Here is a 14,996-nt window from a genome sequence, read left to right on the forward strand (position 1 = left end):
GTCGCAGAAATTAACAAGCCCCTTCCAAACGCAAAAAAGCGCCCCTCGTTCCCGGAGGACAGAGACAAGCGGATAGATTGACAACGTTGTGCATGAGAATGTTTGATGTGCGGAATCGGGACGAATATTCTGGAGGGGACGAATGACCAGTTTCAACATGAGATATGTTCTGATCGCGCTTGTGCCGCTGGCTGTTGCCGGTTGCGTCAGCTCTGAGGACCAGCAAGCAACGAATCAGGATAAGTGCGCTTCATACGGCTATCGACAGGGAACAAACCGTTTTGCTGACTGCATGATGGATCAAGACCAGAAACGAGCCGACGACCAGCAGCGCACAATGGATGACCTGGAACGACAGGATCGAAGAGACCGGCGGCGAGCGAAAGATTTCGAATCCACTGCCGGGTCTAGCATCATCGATGACCGGCCCCAGTACGATAAAGACGGCAATCCGAATTTTGACACTCAAGGCAACTATCAAGGATGCCATGGTATCGGCTGTAAGGTCGACAACCCGGATGGGTGACACCCGGTGAAAACCCAAAAACGCAAAAAGCCCCGGCATACGCATGGGACACTTGGGCTGATTTAATGACGGGCCGCTCTGGTTACACAGAGCGACCCGCCAGGCGAGATGGGTTATTGCTATGTGCCTCAGCGAAACGGTGCTGTATTGACAGCGGCCTTAGCGGTGGTTGGCCGCTGGCCTAATCATGCTCCGCAGGGCAAATCCCACTATCTTTTGCGTGCTTGGAAGCACGAACGCAGTGCCGGTTTTCTTTGCCCATCTTTTACGTTTCAAGAGGCCACCACAATTGTTCTTATCCCGCCTATACGCAGGCGGCAGCAACTCATCCAGTGACTACGCCTCGCTCGCCGCCGCTCCCGAGATCGACGCTGTTCTAATCCGAACGTACACCCCACCTTTGACCAGTAATGCCCAGATTATTCGGGCGAGCTTGTTTGCCACCGCCACAGCAGCTACCTTGAACGGGCGTCTAGCTTTCAACCTCTTTGACCAGCGCACCATCCCACTCTCATCTTTGACGGTGCTGAGAACCGTTGCACCCGCGAAATATAGCAACGAGCGAAGTTCACGGTTGCCCATCTTCGAGATATGCCCCAGAAGCACCTTGCCGCCGCTTGAATGTGACTTCGGCGTCAGACCAATCCAAGCTGCGAAGTGACGCGCGGATTTGAATCCAGAGGGGTCTGGAGCGATTGCCTTCACTGCCGCAGCGATTCGGGCTCCCACACCCGGTATCGTCATCAAGCGTCGCATATCCTCGTCGCTCTTTGCCCGCGCATCGATCTCTTGGTCGAGTTTTTTTATGCGTTCTGACAAGCGTTCGATTTGCAAAACGATTTCCTCAAGGGCATCTCTGGCTATCGTTGGAAGGTCTATCCCATCTACGCCACGAACAGCCCTTGCTAGCGATTTAAAGCTCGCAAGTCCCGTATTCGCAGTAAATCCAAGCTCCGCTAGTTGGGCGCGTAGCGCATTCGTAGCCTGCGCTCTTTGACGAACGAAAAGATTCCGGGCGCGGAAAACCATAGTGGCCGCCTGTTGGTCAACCGACTTAATCGGAACAAACCACATGGTCTTTCGTGTTGCCGCCTCGGCGATTGCCTGCGCATCCAAGGCGTCGCTCTTTCCGCGTTTAACGAAGGGTTTCACGTACGTTGTGTGTACCAGGCGCACCTCATGGCCCAGTTCCGAGATGCAGCGCGCCCAGTAATGTGCAGTTCCACAAGCTTCCAGGGCGACCATACATTGTGGCAGCCGCTTGAAAAAGCCCAACATCTCCGCGCGGCGAAGCTTGAGATCGAACAACGGTGCGCCTTCCTTATCCGCGCCGTGAACTTGAAAAACATTCTTGGCAATGTCTAATCCTATAGTTGCGACTTTCTCCATGACCGGTCCTCCTTAATCGAATGGCAGAAATACGCCATTTTAACACGGGGGCCGCCGCACCGCACGGTATGAAGGCAGGCAGATTGCTGATAGATCACTTCAATAGCCAACAGGACCAGTGACACTCAGCAAGGCAACTCTTCGCCGGACTCTTTTGCCTTTTCCAGAACCACCCCGGAAATGCAAAAAAGTGCCGCCCCATCCGAGGACAGAGCGGCGTTAGTCTGAGATAAAATCACCGTTAATAGAGCGCTCGTTTAGACCACCAATCAAACCGCCTCTGAAATCTTCTAATTGGATTAATTGAGCCTGCATAGATTTCAAAAGTTCTAACTGGTCTTCTTTTATGAGGCCCTTCCTATTGTCGGTTTTCGGCGGGGGTATTCGCTGCAGAATAGTTCCGTGTGTTGGGACAGGCTGAAGGCTCGCGTCCTTACGGGGCACAGTTTCATCATAGACACAAAAAAGGCGCCCCGACCGCGCGTTCTCCATCTGATGTATATCTGAAACTTTAACTCTAGTGAGCGCTTGGACTATCTTGGGCTTTCGATCAGCCTTGCGCATCAATCTTTCTCTCACTAGCGCTTCAATATCATCATCACTTGCGCATTCACGAAACACACTTAATCCGTTTTCCGCTGCATCTTTAAGCGATGACAAAAGTAGTTTGCCGGTAATTTCATCCACATCCCCAGGACTAATTACCAACCTGTAAATGTATTCATCAGAAAGTATGGGGCCAGGACTGCCTATGCCGACAGAAATCTTTTCACAAGCACAGTGTGGATGAGTTGCGTCTACTCGGCTAGCCTGTAATTTGTCCTCAGCTAGACCGTTCAGTAAATCTCGACAGTGTTCGCAGCCGGTGGTACTCACGCTTCGAGCGGGAATCCGAACGCAGCTATGAATTTTGAGTTGGATTGAGCATCACCTAACTGGCCTTCGAAGCTCACAGTTTTTCCGCCAGCCTTTGAGTAGAACGCTTCAAAGTAGCCACCACTTCCAAAGAGCACTTGGCCCGTTTCATTCTCTTCATGGAATTCCACGATTGCATTCCCATCGCGGTCTACTCCCACCGAAGGTTCCGGCGCATAAAATGGAAGCAATTTTACAAACGAGATTGCAGCATCAATCGCCTCTGCTGTCGGAGAAGCTGCACCTTCACCATCAAAATCATCATCTAAATATTTTAGTGTATTCAGTCGTTCGATGGACCTCTGGTACACAAGCGAGCTGTTAAATTCGATGGCATCAACAATTTTTGCAGGCTTTCCCGTACGATGTAGAACGGCAAATTTGCTTTGGTTCGTGCTTGTAGAGCCAATTTGCGGTGCTAGAATTACTCCCGCTGCAAAAATGAAGGGTATGGCGACGATGGTTGTTGTCGATAAATACCGCCGATCTACGAAACTCATACCATCCCCACCTTTTTTGTCATGGTCGAATCCACCACGCCTTTAAACAGATCTATGACACTCTCATGTAAAGATGACAAGCGGGAAGACAAGACTTCTTCCACATCATCTTCAACAACTAGCCCGGTTTGTTCAAAACGATCCTCTACCGCAGTCATTACGCTAATTGATCTTTTGGTTTCAGCCGGCCCGAGTAATTCTTGTGCATCAACGTTAACTTGAAACAATCGTTTAATACTTGGTTCTAATGTTTCGAATTTTCCAGTGTGAGAATGCCATAGATCGCTAGCTTTGAATATGTGGGCGGAGATTAAGTCTGAATCTTCTCTTATCACGCCCTTGGCAGTTATATCTCCGCTTGCGCCTTCGTAAATAAATCTATCGATATACTCTAAGCGAACGACGCCTAAAGCTACTGAATCTAGTGCAATTTTCAAAGCAGGCAATATTATCTTATTTATAGTTGCAAGTGCCTGAGTCCAACTGACATATTTCCACGCTGTATAATGTATAACTTGAGGCTGAAACTGTAACTGCTCCACCAACCTATTGACAACGGCCCCAGTAACATCCCGCACCAACGAATGTTTCTGAAATATCATTCCATTTACCAACACCTGCTGGACCGGAGACGGCACGCCCCCATCCATCTTGAATTCGAAGGCTTGCATCGGCTGACGATTGTTCAATCCTTGATCAAAGGTTGTGCGCTCGAATTCTCGAATCATCTTTCTATAAACTAGAGAACTGACAGGCTCGACGAACGAAATTACAGCTGACATACTCTCGATCGAATGATCATCGCTAACTGGTTTCCACATTCCACTTATGATCCATTCTCATTTAGCGAAGGTTTCGCCATATCACGTTATCACAAACGTACTAGCGTGCAGTTAAGACAGAAATCAACCGTATTCACGAAAGGGCGTACAATTATCGCTGCCGTATGCCTTAAGGCAGTAACGCTTGACGCCGTTCCCGCTCTGCACGCTCCAAACGATCTATCAACGCATAGGAGACACCGGGGCTTGATCGTTTGGTGGTAGTGTGTTGATCTCCTTGGGCTGGTTTTTACCAAATCGCCAGCATGAGGCCCGGCTAAGTCCCCACAAAGATGAAGCTGGGTCTCGCTTATAGGGAGGGGTGACTATGCAGTTCGAGCAAGACCATATCCCAGACTATCGACCATACTTAACACCGGTAGTGCCTTACCTCATCGCTTTTATGATTGTGGCCGCAGTTGTAATCTATCTGGGCTGGACGTTTTCTGGTCGTACGGTGCATTGACTTCAACTTAACGCGCATCTTAGATGGCCGGACTGCTGTTCCCTACCAAGTTGCAGCAGTATGAGGTCCGGCGTCCCTTCTCTTTCCCCTCGAAAGCGAAAACCGGGCCTCTATTATTTAAGGCGCTGACTTATTGGGTGCCAGTCTATGGATCAGGCTATTCGGCACTCTCGATAATGGGCGGTCGAAACGGTGTCAGTGACACACTCGGCAATATCTCGAAATTGATATGCGGCGCGTCCAGTCTGACAGGCCAGCTTAACCGCCGGATGTCGTTTCAGGTAAATCCCATTTCACTTCCCGGGCCAGTCACTGCCACCCACCTGCACCAACGATAGACGACATGCTCCAATCCAGCGCGCTTGGGTTACTGAACTGGATAGGTTTGCACGAGACAATAGTCCCTGATGTTCCCCGATGAACCGTTATGCCATTGGGCCGAGAATTTGTATTGAACGTGTGGTGGGACAGCTAACGGGAAAGCGATTGGATTACCCTTCACAGTAGCAGCAATATTGTCCGTGCTATTCCCATCCAGCGGGGCTTGCAACGAGGCTGTCATAGTGATGTGTACGGCTTCATCCTCACTAAAATCACATTTGCCAATGGCGTAGATCGTGCTGTCAGAATCATTAAGAAGGTCTTTGTTGATTTCCAAGTATTCTGCAAAGGACGGACCAGGTACGAAGGTAATTAATCCGAACAGCAGGCAGCGCATCGACTTCGCAACCATATGAGGCGTTCCCTTTTTGCTTCCCGGGAAAGTCTCAAATTGGCACAATCGCACAGGTATGACAACGGTTAGAACGCACCACTACCGTTCCTGAAACCGCATACGGTTTATAGAGGTTCGATGTTGATACACTGGCTCGCCACAAGACAGATACAATCGCAGCAGTTAACCGTGAAGCATCAACCAGAATTAACATACCGCCAGAGCGATAGATTGTTCCGGTAAGTTTCCGCAAAGGCTTGTCGTAAAGCCTGTTGAAATCGCTTTCACATTGAGAGCAGAGCAGGGGGCTAGCTCCACTATCGACGGTTTTAATTACCCGCGCCTTGTCCGTAGCTGTGACGAACATGGAGTGACCTTTGGATTTGGTTTTCCGGAAATAATAATCAGGAATGCAATGTGACTTGGACAGTTTGGCCGGTCGAGAACAGAACCTACAGTTTTCCAGATCCAAATCAGGTTCCTTTCCCTGCAAACCTTTAACCTGGCCATATCCATAGCCTGCCGTGGGTGTTTGCACCAACGATTCTATAATCCATATTCTCGATTCTTAATTTAAGACGGATGATTCAAAAACAGGAAGTAATGGGGAGAGACGGCGTTAGATGTTTATCTTGATGAGACTTGCCGTGCTGCGCGGCGAGTGACTTTCAAAATCTTTATCACGTGGGCCTCTTGATCGTGATCAGTGAGAAAGCGCACCGAACATTTCATCAAGCTTCTATCAAGCAACTATAACTTTCAGAAGGATGACAGGAAGTCCGCCAACGAAATCCTGTGTTAAATTCCGTCCTTACTCGGAAGCTAATTCCAATTCACGATTAACTACCTGTAACGCTATTTCTTGAGGGTCACGGAGGCCTTGACCAAACAATAGTATCACCATGCGAGCCGCTCTATCCGAATGCTCGTGTGTTTTAATATCACGCCCAAGCATTGTTGATGCGATCATATGCGCTTGCTGCATACAATTCCATTCTTCTGACGTGTATTGTTCGTCCCGCCTGCTAAAGGGCATTTCACCTAAACTCCACGAAAAGCGCCTGATCTGCTCACCTCTTCTATAGTCAACAGCGCAGAAAATTGAAGCGTTCATTTCGAGATGAAAAATCAAGTTGGAACCAATGCAAGATTACTTGCTTGTACGCCAAAGCGGAGTTTTGTGTTTTGGCGGATGACGACGAAATGAAAATGGGCAAAGACGAAAACTTTAGACGTCAGCTACGTCAGCGGGACTTTCGCACGGCGATGGCCAGTGCATACAAAACGCCCGCCAACGATGCACCCTTCCGAGATATTCTAAACCGACTAGACAAAGCTGAAAAAAGCCGTGATCCACCGTGATGTCGGGGCTTGGTGCAACGCCTAACGTCGAAGAAAAGCCTCACCGTATCGGATTCTGATTTCCGAATAGGGGTGTCAGCTCTATTGATACCCTTGTAATACCCCATGACGCACATATGCGCGCACTTGGTTGCAAGTCAGGCTGCACTCATAACCTGAGTAAAACACAGGTTAAACCGATAGGCCCACTAAGACCCCATGATGCACGCGCACGCCCACGCGTATTGATCCACAATCTATACCGCTCATTCAACAGATACCCGTCTGGTCGCGGTTCATGCTGTCGGAGTAGATGTGAGCAAAACTGCTCATATCTTCACCAAGGCGACACACCTGCGTTTTTCTGGCCTCTCCAGCGCTCCCAGCGTTTGATCTGGGCGTTGCGTATCCTATCCCTTCCCTCGGGCGTCTTGGGGCCTGTAGACAGCCCTCCGTGGTTCTTGCATCTATTACGCCCTTGGATAGCCTTAGCCTTACAGGGATTGCCCTGACGGGTTATAGCCTCACAGCGCAGAAGCGGGGCTTTTGCCTTTGCTCCGGACTTTTTCCCAATTTCGTGAATTAGTTCAGTGTCAGATTTTCCGATAGTGATCTCTTTAATGTGCCTGACAGGCACAATTAAGGGCCGCAGGATGGTCCGTGAGACAGACTTACGCGGCAAATCCGGTAGCGGTACCCCATCTCTGGCAAAAGCTTCCCGGAACTGTATAGGCGCAGAGCCATTGATCTGACCGCTTCGTGCCTCATGGTATTTTACGGTTTGCACGTGAACCCCGGCTTTTTCAGCCAATAGCTTTTGTGACCATCCTGCTCGATGCCTGATCTGTCGCAGCTGGTCAGCACTTTCAAAAACAGGGGTGTTTATCCAGATCATAAGCGCTCAATGAAGCTTGTTGCCTTCGGGTTCGTTATCTGCCTCCTCGGCAGCCTTCAACAGTGGCTGGATCTGCGCATCAAGGTTTCTGATCCGGTTGAGTAGCTGAACATCCGTAAGCCCCTCCATGCCGTTCACATTAACATTCAGGTCCTTCGGCATAATGCTGGCGACTACTTTCAGATATTGTTCCGGTTTCTCCTCGATAACGCGATTGATAACATCAGCGCTATGTTCCTCCCATGAGGCAAGAAAATCCTCGATAAACTGTTCACCTAGTTTGCTGCGAGCACCTTTTGGCCGGCCGGATTTCCGGACTGCCCCTTAACAAACACCCCTTTTGGTTTTCCAGTCATGCGTTTACTCGCCTCAATGAAACAGTTGCAGATCCCCGGTAAAGGATTCTCCGCAATACCCAGTCGTATACTCGAGGGCAGTGACAGCATTGGCAAGATAGGCCGCTACCAAATTCAAAGCGGATGTTTTCGCTTCCTCGTCGGGAAGCGTATGCATCGTAGTAACGAGGTGCTTGGCCACCACGATCAGGGCCATGGCATCCAATCCGCCTAAGGCCGGAGCTCCCAAAATCTTGATGAGATGCGAATAAAATTCGTCATTCGTTACAGTCTGCCCCAGCAAGGACTGACGACGCATGTTTGCGAGTTCAAGCGCCTCCTGGCAAGCGAGGAGCGGCGGATAATCCTCAGGTCGGTCGGTCATATCTGGCCCCTTCTACTGGAGTTGAAAACACGGTATGGTTTCTGCATGAATGAGATTGAGCACCAAGACGACGAACCAAAGATCAACCGGAAATTTCCCGCACCATGGAAATTTGTATGGCCGATGTTGGCATTCTTCTGGCTTGGTAACTTATACATTCACGGCCTCGCTTGGTTCAATTGGGGGCAGATCGCTCTAGCTCTTGGAACCGGATGTGTACTTGCCGCATGGGCAATTGAGGTAACAGGAAACAAGGTTCCCGATTCATGGCGAACCAAGCCTCCCCGTTAAACCAGCACTCGCGTTGTTGATTATGGTGGTCACCCTCGCCTGTTGGCGGGCTGTTATCTGACCGCGCTGCGCAGCCCTGTTAAGAACCGTCAAAGCTTCTTCCGGACTGGTTGTCATGAGCGACCGGCCAACACGCTCTACGACGCCAGGCGGCAGGCCCCTGACCTCATTCAGTCCCCTCATGACAGCGGTTGTGAGCCCCTGTTTCCATCCACCCGTCAATAGACCCTGCATAACTGATGGATCAAACTGAGACATGTCAGCCATATCAGCGAGGTTGTCGGCTGTCTTTGATCCGCCAGTTGCGGCCGTCAGCGTTTGAAACATGGTATCCTCCCTGCCAATGCGACGAGAGAGCTGATCAGCTTGCCCGGGAGCAGCGAAGGCGGGAAATTCCTGATTGGTTTTTTCAGATCCAAGCATCCTGGCCTTGTTGGTAGTGGGCGATTGAGATGCTGCTTCTACTTTTGAAATCCATGGATCGGCATAACCGGCGCGGAAGGCTGATTGCTGATCCGGAGACATACGATTGAAGCCTTGGATATTATCAGTGGCGCGCATCCGGCCTGAAGCAGCATTCGTCCCCGTATCTATGGCACCTATGGCGCGGCTCTGGTCCCTGAACGTGTCATTGGCCGTCCGATAAGCCGGGGATGCCTCTTCAAGCGCCTGATCAATTTCCCGGTTCAACATGCCAAGGACACGAGCTCTATTTCCCTGTCCTGACCTTCTCGCACTTTCAATAGCGTCCGTAAGGTCCCTCTTTATGGACAGCGTCCGACTGAAATCAGTGAGAGTGGAATTCCCATCAGTCATCCTTGAGCGGAAGCTATTCAAGGACCGCTCTATGCTATCTCCCGCAATATCGTCCGCTGGATTTACAAACTGCTGCACGCCTGGTCGAATAGTTTCATCGATAGAGCTTATGGCTGGCGTCAGGTTTACCGCGCCAGCTCCTTGTCGCGCAGCGTTATAGTTTATGTTGCCGGCCGCATCCCTCGCCCCGGTAAGGCTTGCTGCTCGCTGAGCCGCTGTATCGGGCGCGCCGAAACCTTCAGATAAAGCATTGGAAAGTCGTGGGCCTTGCCCTGTCTGCCGGAGAAGAAGATCCCGAACCACCTCATGCCGGGCATCATTTGGTGTTCTGGCGACTGTGGACATAAAACGTTGACCAGGCTGCCCTAACGCATCCGCCAAGTTGAACATGTTCTGTCCGTCATCCTGAGCGGCCCGAAGAGAGTTTGATAATTCTTGCGGAGTTGTTCCGGCGCGGCGTACTGCCGTATTCAAAGCGAGATCAGTATATTTTTCAGGATTGGTTCTTGCAGTAAGAGGGGCAAAAGCTTTACGGGCCGCCACTCCCCCACCGGCCAACGCGAATGGAAGAGTACCACCCAAGCCAACGCCTATTCCGCCAGAGAGTAAGCCGTTCTCAAATCTGTTCTGAAATCCCTCTCTGCCACTACCGAAACCTTGGCCAAACCCGAGCATTCCACCATCAAGGGCGGACATACCGGCAACTCGAGCGAGGCCATGTCCAGCGTTTGCGGCGTTGGCAGCGAGAGACAGTCCGCCTCTGGCCAAGGCAACGCCACTGCCTACGCCACCAGTCAATTGTCCTGCGACATGCGCATAAGGATGCTCTTCGGCATCAGCGTCCTGCTGTCCTCTTATTTCCGGCAGAAGTTCGCTATATGATTTGCCATGTCCTCCGGGAAGCATGCCGCCGATACTACCCAGCCCCGCTGCTATCTCGTCTGAGAAGCCAAACGAGGCTGTGTCAGCCAATCCTTGCGCAAAACTACGCATCCCACTGGTTTCAGGGGGCAAGGCTGCTCCACCACGTGCAAGAGTCGGCCCTACTGTCCCATCATTGTATTCCGCCTGTCCTGATGCTTTCCGCTCAGGTTGAGGCTGCCCGCCGGAAACCCGCTGATAAGCGCTCAACGCGGTGGACTGATCCGGAGCATCGATTTCAAATGTGCGACCATCTGGCCCTTGGAACTCGAATATTGCCATTATTTGACCCTTACCCGGACACCGCCGCCTAGATCTTGCCAGCCGCCGCCCGTATCCTGTTGAATTTCCGGCTCCATGCCACCCGTCTTGGCAACAGCTTCAACCATGTTCCGAATGCGCAGCTTTTTATTAGCGATGGACTCGGCTGCCTCACCGGGGCGCGGGAGAAGGATATCGGTTTGCTTGCGAACCTCATCTGGCGTGGCCGTCGCACCCGATACACTATAGAGGTACGACGAAATGATGGTCTGGAGAGAGTTTGCAGCCTTCTGATACTCGGGCGTAGTGGCGTACTCGCTGAACGGCAGCCTAGAGAGAACTTGGTTTTTTGGATCTGCCAAGGCATCGAAGTTGGTCTCGACGGTTACCAATTCCGGCTTAATCACTGAATAAAGAGAGCGGTTCTTGCGTTCCCCTTCGGTTAATGGCTTTTCTTTGCCTGCTGTCAGCGGGATCATTCCCGGTTGACCACCAGCAGGGGTAACAGCGCCCTGAGGGGCCGCATTGCTGCCTGAAGACAATGCAGTTGGTGCGCCTCCCGTTGCTGGCTGGCTGAATATGCCTTGAGGTGTCATAAACATTATAGCGCCAGTCGAAGGATCAGTGATTGTCTTGCCCGCCCCGAGCTGCTGTGCCTGTGCAGGTGTCAATGTCCCGGCATCCATAAGGCCATTAAGTGCTTGAGCCTCGACAGACTTGCCACCGAACCGGAACTCTCCTGTCGTCGCAGCGCCTGTCTGCTGCGGAGTAACATCGCTGATTTCACCCTTGGGGCTGATCCGGACCAGTTGATCGCCAACAACCTTGAAGTCACCGGCCCCATTCTGCTTGTTTGAAAGCGCATCAATCTGCGCCTGCTTGTACTGCATATCCAACTGCACTGCAGGATCGCTGGCTTGTTGCTGTTGCTGCATGATTTGCTGATACTGTGTGGCAGCGACCCTCTTTATTTCCGGCGATATGAACGGATTACTCATAGCGCGAGCATAATATTCAAGCTGCGCTTGCGGTGACTGCTGCTGCCCCATGGATGGAGCGGGCGGGAAGCCACCGTTGCCGCCCAATTCCTGTGCTGAAGGCTGCATGGTCTGATCTGCACCGGCAACGAGCGTATCATTCGGATCAGCTTGCGGACGTAAGGCTGGTGCTTGCTGTGGAGCCATCTGGGGCTGTTGAGGCTGTAGCGCTGCGGTTTCTTGGCCTTGCGGCTGCTGACCGCCCTGAAAACTCATTCCTGCACCGGCAGACAGATTGGGCTGATCGGTCCAGTCAACCGGAGCGATATTTCCGGCTTCCGGATAGTTGTTCGGATTTGCTGCCGCCAATCCCATAGGCTGCTGTTGAGGCTGCGCTACAGGCTGTCCGTCTACAAAGCCGTTTCGGGCAGCCAGTTGTCTCTGCTGCTGAACGACCTGTTCACGTGTCGGCTGCATCGCCTCGGCCATTCCGGCAGAAGGATCAAGCGAAGCAACCTGTACGGGCTTGGGACCGTCGAAACCAAGCAGCGCCATAGCTTTGGCACGATGCCCGGCCATCTGCTTTTCAACCTTGTCGCGGACGGTTCCGGGCGCGCCGCCATTATTCGCATCGGATGCATTGTACTTGCCGACACCACCGGCATTAATTGCTGAATAAATATCCAACATCTTCATGCCCGGCTTCACGCCAGCATTCCGGAGATAGTTTGCAACGGCACCGTTTTCACCGAGCTGAGAACCAACAGGGTTGTTCCAGTCAACACCGAATTTCTTGGCCTGCGGTTCCCCGAATTGAATTAACCCTTTGTGCTGCCCCCACTGAGTGCGTGGGCCTGCTTTGGTTGGGTCAAATGTTCCAGCAGTTTCGTATGAGATAGCAGTTCCCAGATCAACCGGATCGATACCAAGGGAGGCTGCTGTTTGAACGATGCCATCCTTTATTTCGGGCGCGACTTGTGCACCACTGGAAACGCCGGTCGCAGCCGGAGCCGTTGACGACCCGCCAGCAGCAACACTGGCAGGGAATGCAGGTGCTCCAGTGAAAAAATTGCTATCGGCTGTTGCCCGGTTCGCATTGAATTCGTTTTGGTCGCGGTCGATTTTGTTGTTCATGGAACGGGCAGCTATGCCCTTTGCAAGAGAATCAAACCACCCTCCCGGTCCCTGAGCCTTCCCGATCCCATTGTATATCTGCATCACAGTCTGACGAGCACGCTCTAGCTCTTCAGGTGTTTTGTATTTTTGACCTTCGCCAAAAATGAAAGATGGAGCCGCAACCATTTATTTGCCCCCCAGTGCTTTGCCGTAGTCGACTGCGAGAAGCCCGGAGCGGGTTTTCTTCACAGCGCCGGGCTGTTTCTTTTCCACTTTTTGGGCAAGCAAACCTATTCGTATCGGCGCGTCCTGGGGCTCATCGATGTATCTGTAAGCGTAAAGGTCATGGCCGTTCTTTCCGGCTGTTTTCCCTACTTTTTTGACATCCTTCTTAGCCCGTTCATCAGAGAGCCCGAACAGCTTCCCACCTATCGACCCGCTACCGAGGCCTAGAATACTGCCAATACCCGAGCCTATATTGTTCAAAAGCCCGTTGCTTTGCTGATATGCACCCATGTCGTTCTGATATTTTTGCTGAACGAGGCCAGCGTAATCGACGGTGGGCAGCGTAGGCATATTGGAACTTGCCCACTGGGGATTTGTCACCTGAGATCCGGACAAAAGACTTGAGACCTCGTTTATCGGCTGGTTACGTTCTGCAAACTTCTCGCTCAAAGCCTGCTGGCGCTGCTGATTGGCTGCATTGAACTGTGCAAGCTGCGCATTGGTTTTCTGGTCCTGAAGCTGGTTGTTCTGGCCGGTGACAGTGTTCTGGTTGGTGAACATCTGCTGCTTGCCGGTATTGCCGAACGTCGCACTGGACAGGTTCTGATCAAAGCCCTGCTGCTGAGCCGTATTCTGAAACAAGGCCTGATCGCGGGCGAGGTTTGCAAGGCGTGACTGCTCCTGTCCGCCAGCCAGGACAGTTGTCATCCGGGCGTCATTGGTTGCCCTTGCACGTTCATCCATTGCTGCATCGAATGCTGCCGAACCGCGCAATATGCCTTGGTTGGCAAGCTTTTGCTCCATAGCCGCATCATCTTGCGAAATCATCGGCTGAAGCCGCTGCATCAGGGTATCCTGAATCTGCTGGCCGTTGGCCGCGTAATCAGTCCCATATGACTTGGTGATATCGCCAGCATTGCCGAGCGAGGTCTGAAGTTGTGGTCCATTGGCGAACTGCTGATACTGAGGAGCCTTGATATTCGCCGCATTGCCGCCTGCGGGCAGACCATTCAGGCTGAACGGTGTGCCGAGCAGCCCATCCAACCGGGCTGATTGGTTGTTTGCAAGCTTTCCGAGGTTGAGCTGCGCTGCATCTTCCTGCGCCTTGATTGCCTGTTGAGCGGGCGAAAGCGTTTGTGTGGCGGTGTAAATCGGTACATCGTAATTTACTTTCGAGGTCGGATCATAGATCGACTTCGTTCCCGACTGATTGTAGGTCAGCGTACCGTCTGGGGTGATTTGATTTACATTACCGAGCGCGGCATTGGCAACGGCAGTAGCTACGTTGGTACCTGTTTGGGCTGCCGCTGTTTTTGCTGGATCCGGAGCCTTGGGCGCTGATTTTCCGATAATACACCTACCTTCGTGAAGCGGTACGAGCCGCTTGCACTTTTCTGTTAGCGGGATTGAATCTGCTGGATCGCCAAGCGTCATCTGTCAGAGTGAATATGATTTCTGCTTCATCGCTGCCCCTCAGGCGTGGGATGCGCACAGAACCGAATCCAAATCTGTGCAGTATCCGGATCATCCGCTCGTTGCGTTCGGAGACGCGAAGAACGCAAATCTGGCAGCCAAGCTGATCGAAAGGATATCCGAACATTGCATTGAGGACCGGGCGGGTCAGCCAAAGACGGCTGGTAGATGCTGCCGAGAGTTCAATGACACCAGTTTCCGGAAAGAAATTGCTATAGACAACGCCTGCAATCAACTGGTCGTCCTTAATGACGCCCATTGTTGTGTAGCTCTCAAATCCTCGCGTACAGCCTGGAATATGGGATGCCACGAAATAGGCGATCCCTTGATTGATTTCCGGGCAATCAAGGCTCCCAAACGCTATTTTCAGACTGCGCCCTTGGCGGAACACCATCGACCTGATTTCTTTGGTAGACCTGCATGGTTGTGCGGCAACGGTGGGAATGCGCCATGGCAAGGAACTTCGGCCTAATCCAGCGATAACCCCAATTGGATCTGGTATTTTGCTGGCCTTTGACGCTTGATTGAGGGCAGCGTTTCGAACAAATTCTGCCATCGGTATACCCGTCCGTGACGCGGCCTCCCGGATTCTTCGCTTTTCGTCATTTAAGACGGCGAAGTTTATGTT

13 protein-coding genes are annotated in these 14,996 nt (G+C 51.8%); 1 reads left to right on the top strand and 12 read right to left on the bottom strand.

The genetic code is table 11. The features are described from left to right. Window positions 1-142 precede the first annotated feature (142 nt). Window positions 143-526, top strand: a complete 384-nt coding sequence (locus ABKW30_RS03875) for a hypothetical protein (RefSeq protein WP_348596710.1) — start codon at window positions 143-145, stop codon at window positions 524-526. 336 nt (window positions 527-862) lie between these two features. On the opposite strand, the gene ABKW30_RS03880 is transcribed toward ABKW30_RS03875, so the two are convergent. The 12 genes from ABKW30_RS03880 to ABKW30_RS03935 all read right to left on the bottom strand — a co-directional run bounded on the left by ABKW30_RS03880 (window position 863) and on the right by ABKW30_RS03935 (window position 14,762). Further along, entirely contained in the window at window positions 863-1,915 is a 1,053-nt protein-coding gene (locus ABKW30_RS03880; RefSeq protein WP_348596711.1) for an IS110 family transposase, read from the bottom strand. A gap of 219 nt (window positions 1,916-2,134) precedes the next feature. Then, window positions 2,135-2,791 carry a hypothetical protein gene (locus ABKW30_RS03885; protein WP_348596713.1) on the bottom strand — a complete coding sequence of 219 codons (657 nt, stop codon included), beginning with the start codon at window positions 2,789-2,791 and terminating at the stop codon, window positions 2,135-2,137. After that, a complete protein-coding gene (locus ABKW30_RS03890; protein ID WP_348596715.1) occupies window positions 2,788-3,330 on the bottom strand; it encodes a hypothetical protein in 543 nt (180 codons plus the stop codon). The genes ABKW30_RS03885 and ABKW30_RS03890 overlap by 4 nt, the downstream gene beginning before the upstream one ends. After that, the gene (locus tag ABKW30_RS03895) at window positions 3,327-4,151 is read right to left on the bottom strand and encodes a hypothetical protein (RefSeq protein WP_348596717.1); all 825 of its coding nucleotides are present in this window, start codon (window positions 4,149-4,151) and stop codon (window positions 3,327-3,329) included. The genes ABKW30_RS03890 and ABKW30_RS03895 overlap by 4 nt, the downstream gene beginning before the upstream one ends. An 833-nt stretch (window positions 4,152-4,984) precedes the next feature. Continuing rightward, a complete protein-coding gene (locus ABKW30_RS03900; protein ID WP_348596718.1) occupies window positions 4,985-5,350 on the bottom strand; it encodes a hypothetical protein in 366 nt (121 codons plus the stop codon). Between the two features lie 34 nt (window positions 5,351-5,384). After that, a complete protein-coding gene (locus tag ABKW30_RS03905; RefSeq protein ID WP_348596720.1) occupies window positions 5,385-5,873 on the bottom strand; it encodes a hypothetical protein in 489 nt (162 codons plus the stop codon). A 1,701-nt stretch (window positions 5,874-7,574) separates the two neighbouring features. After that, window positions 7,575-7,730, bottom strand: a complete 156-nt coding sequence (locus ABKW30_RS03910) for a hypothetical protein (protein ID WP_348596722.1) — start codon at window positions 7,728-7,730, stop codon at window positions 7,575-7,577. A gap of 207 nt (window positions 7,731-7,937) precedes the next feature. Beyond that, the gene (locus tag ABKW30_RS03915; protein WP_348596723.1) at window positions 7,938-8,288 is read right to left on the bottom strand and encodes a hypothetical protein; all 351 of its coding nucleotides are present in this window, start codon (window positions 8,286-8,288) and stop codon (window positions 7,938-7,940) included. Window positions 8,289-8,552: 264 nt separating this feature from the next. Continuing rightward, entirely contained in the window at window positions 8,553-10,598 is a 2,046-nt protein-coding gene (locus ABKW30_RS03920; RefSeq protein ID WP_348596725.1) for a hypothetical protein, read from the bottom strand. Then, the gene (locus tag ABKW30_RS03925) at window positions 10,598-12,856 is read right to left on the bottom strand and encodes a hypothetical protein (RefSeq protein ID WP_348596727.1); all 2,259 of its coding nucleotides are present in this window, start codon (window positions 12,854-12,856) and stop codon (window positions 10,598-10,600) included. The genes ABKW30_RS03920 and ABKW30_RS03925 overlap by 1 nt, the downstream gene beginning before the upstream one ends. Then, window positions 12,857-14,329: a tail fiber domain-containing protein gene (locus ABKW30_RS03930; protein WP_348596728.1), complete on the bottom strand. Its 1,473-nt coding sequence runs from the start codon at window positions 14,327-14,329 to the stop codon at window positions 12,857-12,859. After that, window positions 14,253-14,762, bottom strand: a complete 510-nt coding sequence (locus ABKW30_RS03935) for a GNAT family protein (RefSeq protein WP_348596730.1) — start codon at window positions 14,760-14,762, stop codon at window positions 14,253-14,255. Before ABKW30_RS03935 ends, ABKW30_RS03930 begins: the two co-directional genes overlap by 77 nt. Window positions 14,763-14,996 lie beyond the last annotated feature (234 nt).

This window comes from Phyllobacterium sp. SB3, assembly GCF_040009165.1.
Classification (GTDB): domain Bacteria; phylum Pseudomonadota; class Alphaproteobacteria; order Rhizobiales; family Rhizobiaceae; genus Phyllobacterium.

Bases quoted from the DNA above. Each gene is read 5' to 3' on its own strand.
- ABKW30_RS03920 (WP_348596725.1), bottom strand. From the start codon at position 10,598: ATGGCAATATTCGAGTTCCAAGGGCCAGATGGTCGCACATTTGAAATC.
- ABKW30_RS03935 (WP_348596730.1), bottom strand. From the start codon at position 14,762: ATGGTGTTCCGCCAAGGGCGCAGTCTGAAAATAGCGTTTGGGAGCCTT.
- ABKW30_RS03930 (WP_348596728.1), bottom strand. From the start codon at position 14,329: ATGACGCTTGGCGATCCAGCAGATTCAATCCCGCTAACAGAAAAGTGC.
- ABKW30_RS03925 (WP_348596727.1), bottom strand. From the start codon at position 12,856: ATGGTTGCGGCTCCATCTTTCATTTTTGGCGAAGGTCAAAAATACAAA.
- ABKW30_RS03915 (WP_348596723.1), bottom strand. From the start codon at position 8,288: ATGACCGACCGACCTGAGGATTATCCGCCGCTCCTCGCTTGCCAGGAG.
- ABKW30_RS03910 (WP_348596722.1), bottom strand. From the start codon at position 7,730: ATGCCGAAGGACCTGAATGTTAATGTGAACGGCATGGAGGGGCTTACG.
- ABKW30_RS03875 (WP_348596710.1), top strand. From the start codon at position 143: ATGACCAGTTTCAACATGAGATATGTTCTGATCGCGCTTGTGCCGCTG.
- ABKW30_RS03895 (WP_348596717.1), bottom strand. From the start codon at position 4,151: ATGTGGAAACCAGTTAGCGATGATCATTCGATCGAGAGTATGTCAGCT.
- ABKW30_RS03880 (WP_348596711.1), bottom strand. From the start codon at position 1,915: ATGGAGAAAGTCGCAACTATAGGATTAGACATTGCCAAGAATGTTTTT.
- ABKW30_RS03890 (WP_348596715.1), bottom strand. From the start codon at position 3,330: ATGAGTTTCGTAGATCGGCGGTATTTATCGACAACAACCATCGTCGCC.
- ABKW30_RS03900 (WP_348596718.1), bottom strand. From the start codon at position 5,350: ATGGTTGCGAAGTCGATGCGCTGCCTGCTGTTCGGATTAATTACCTTC.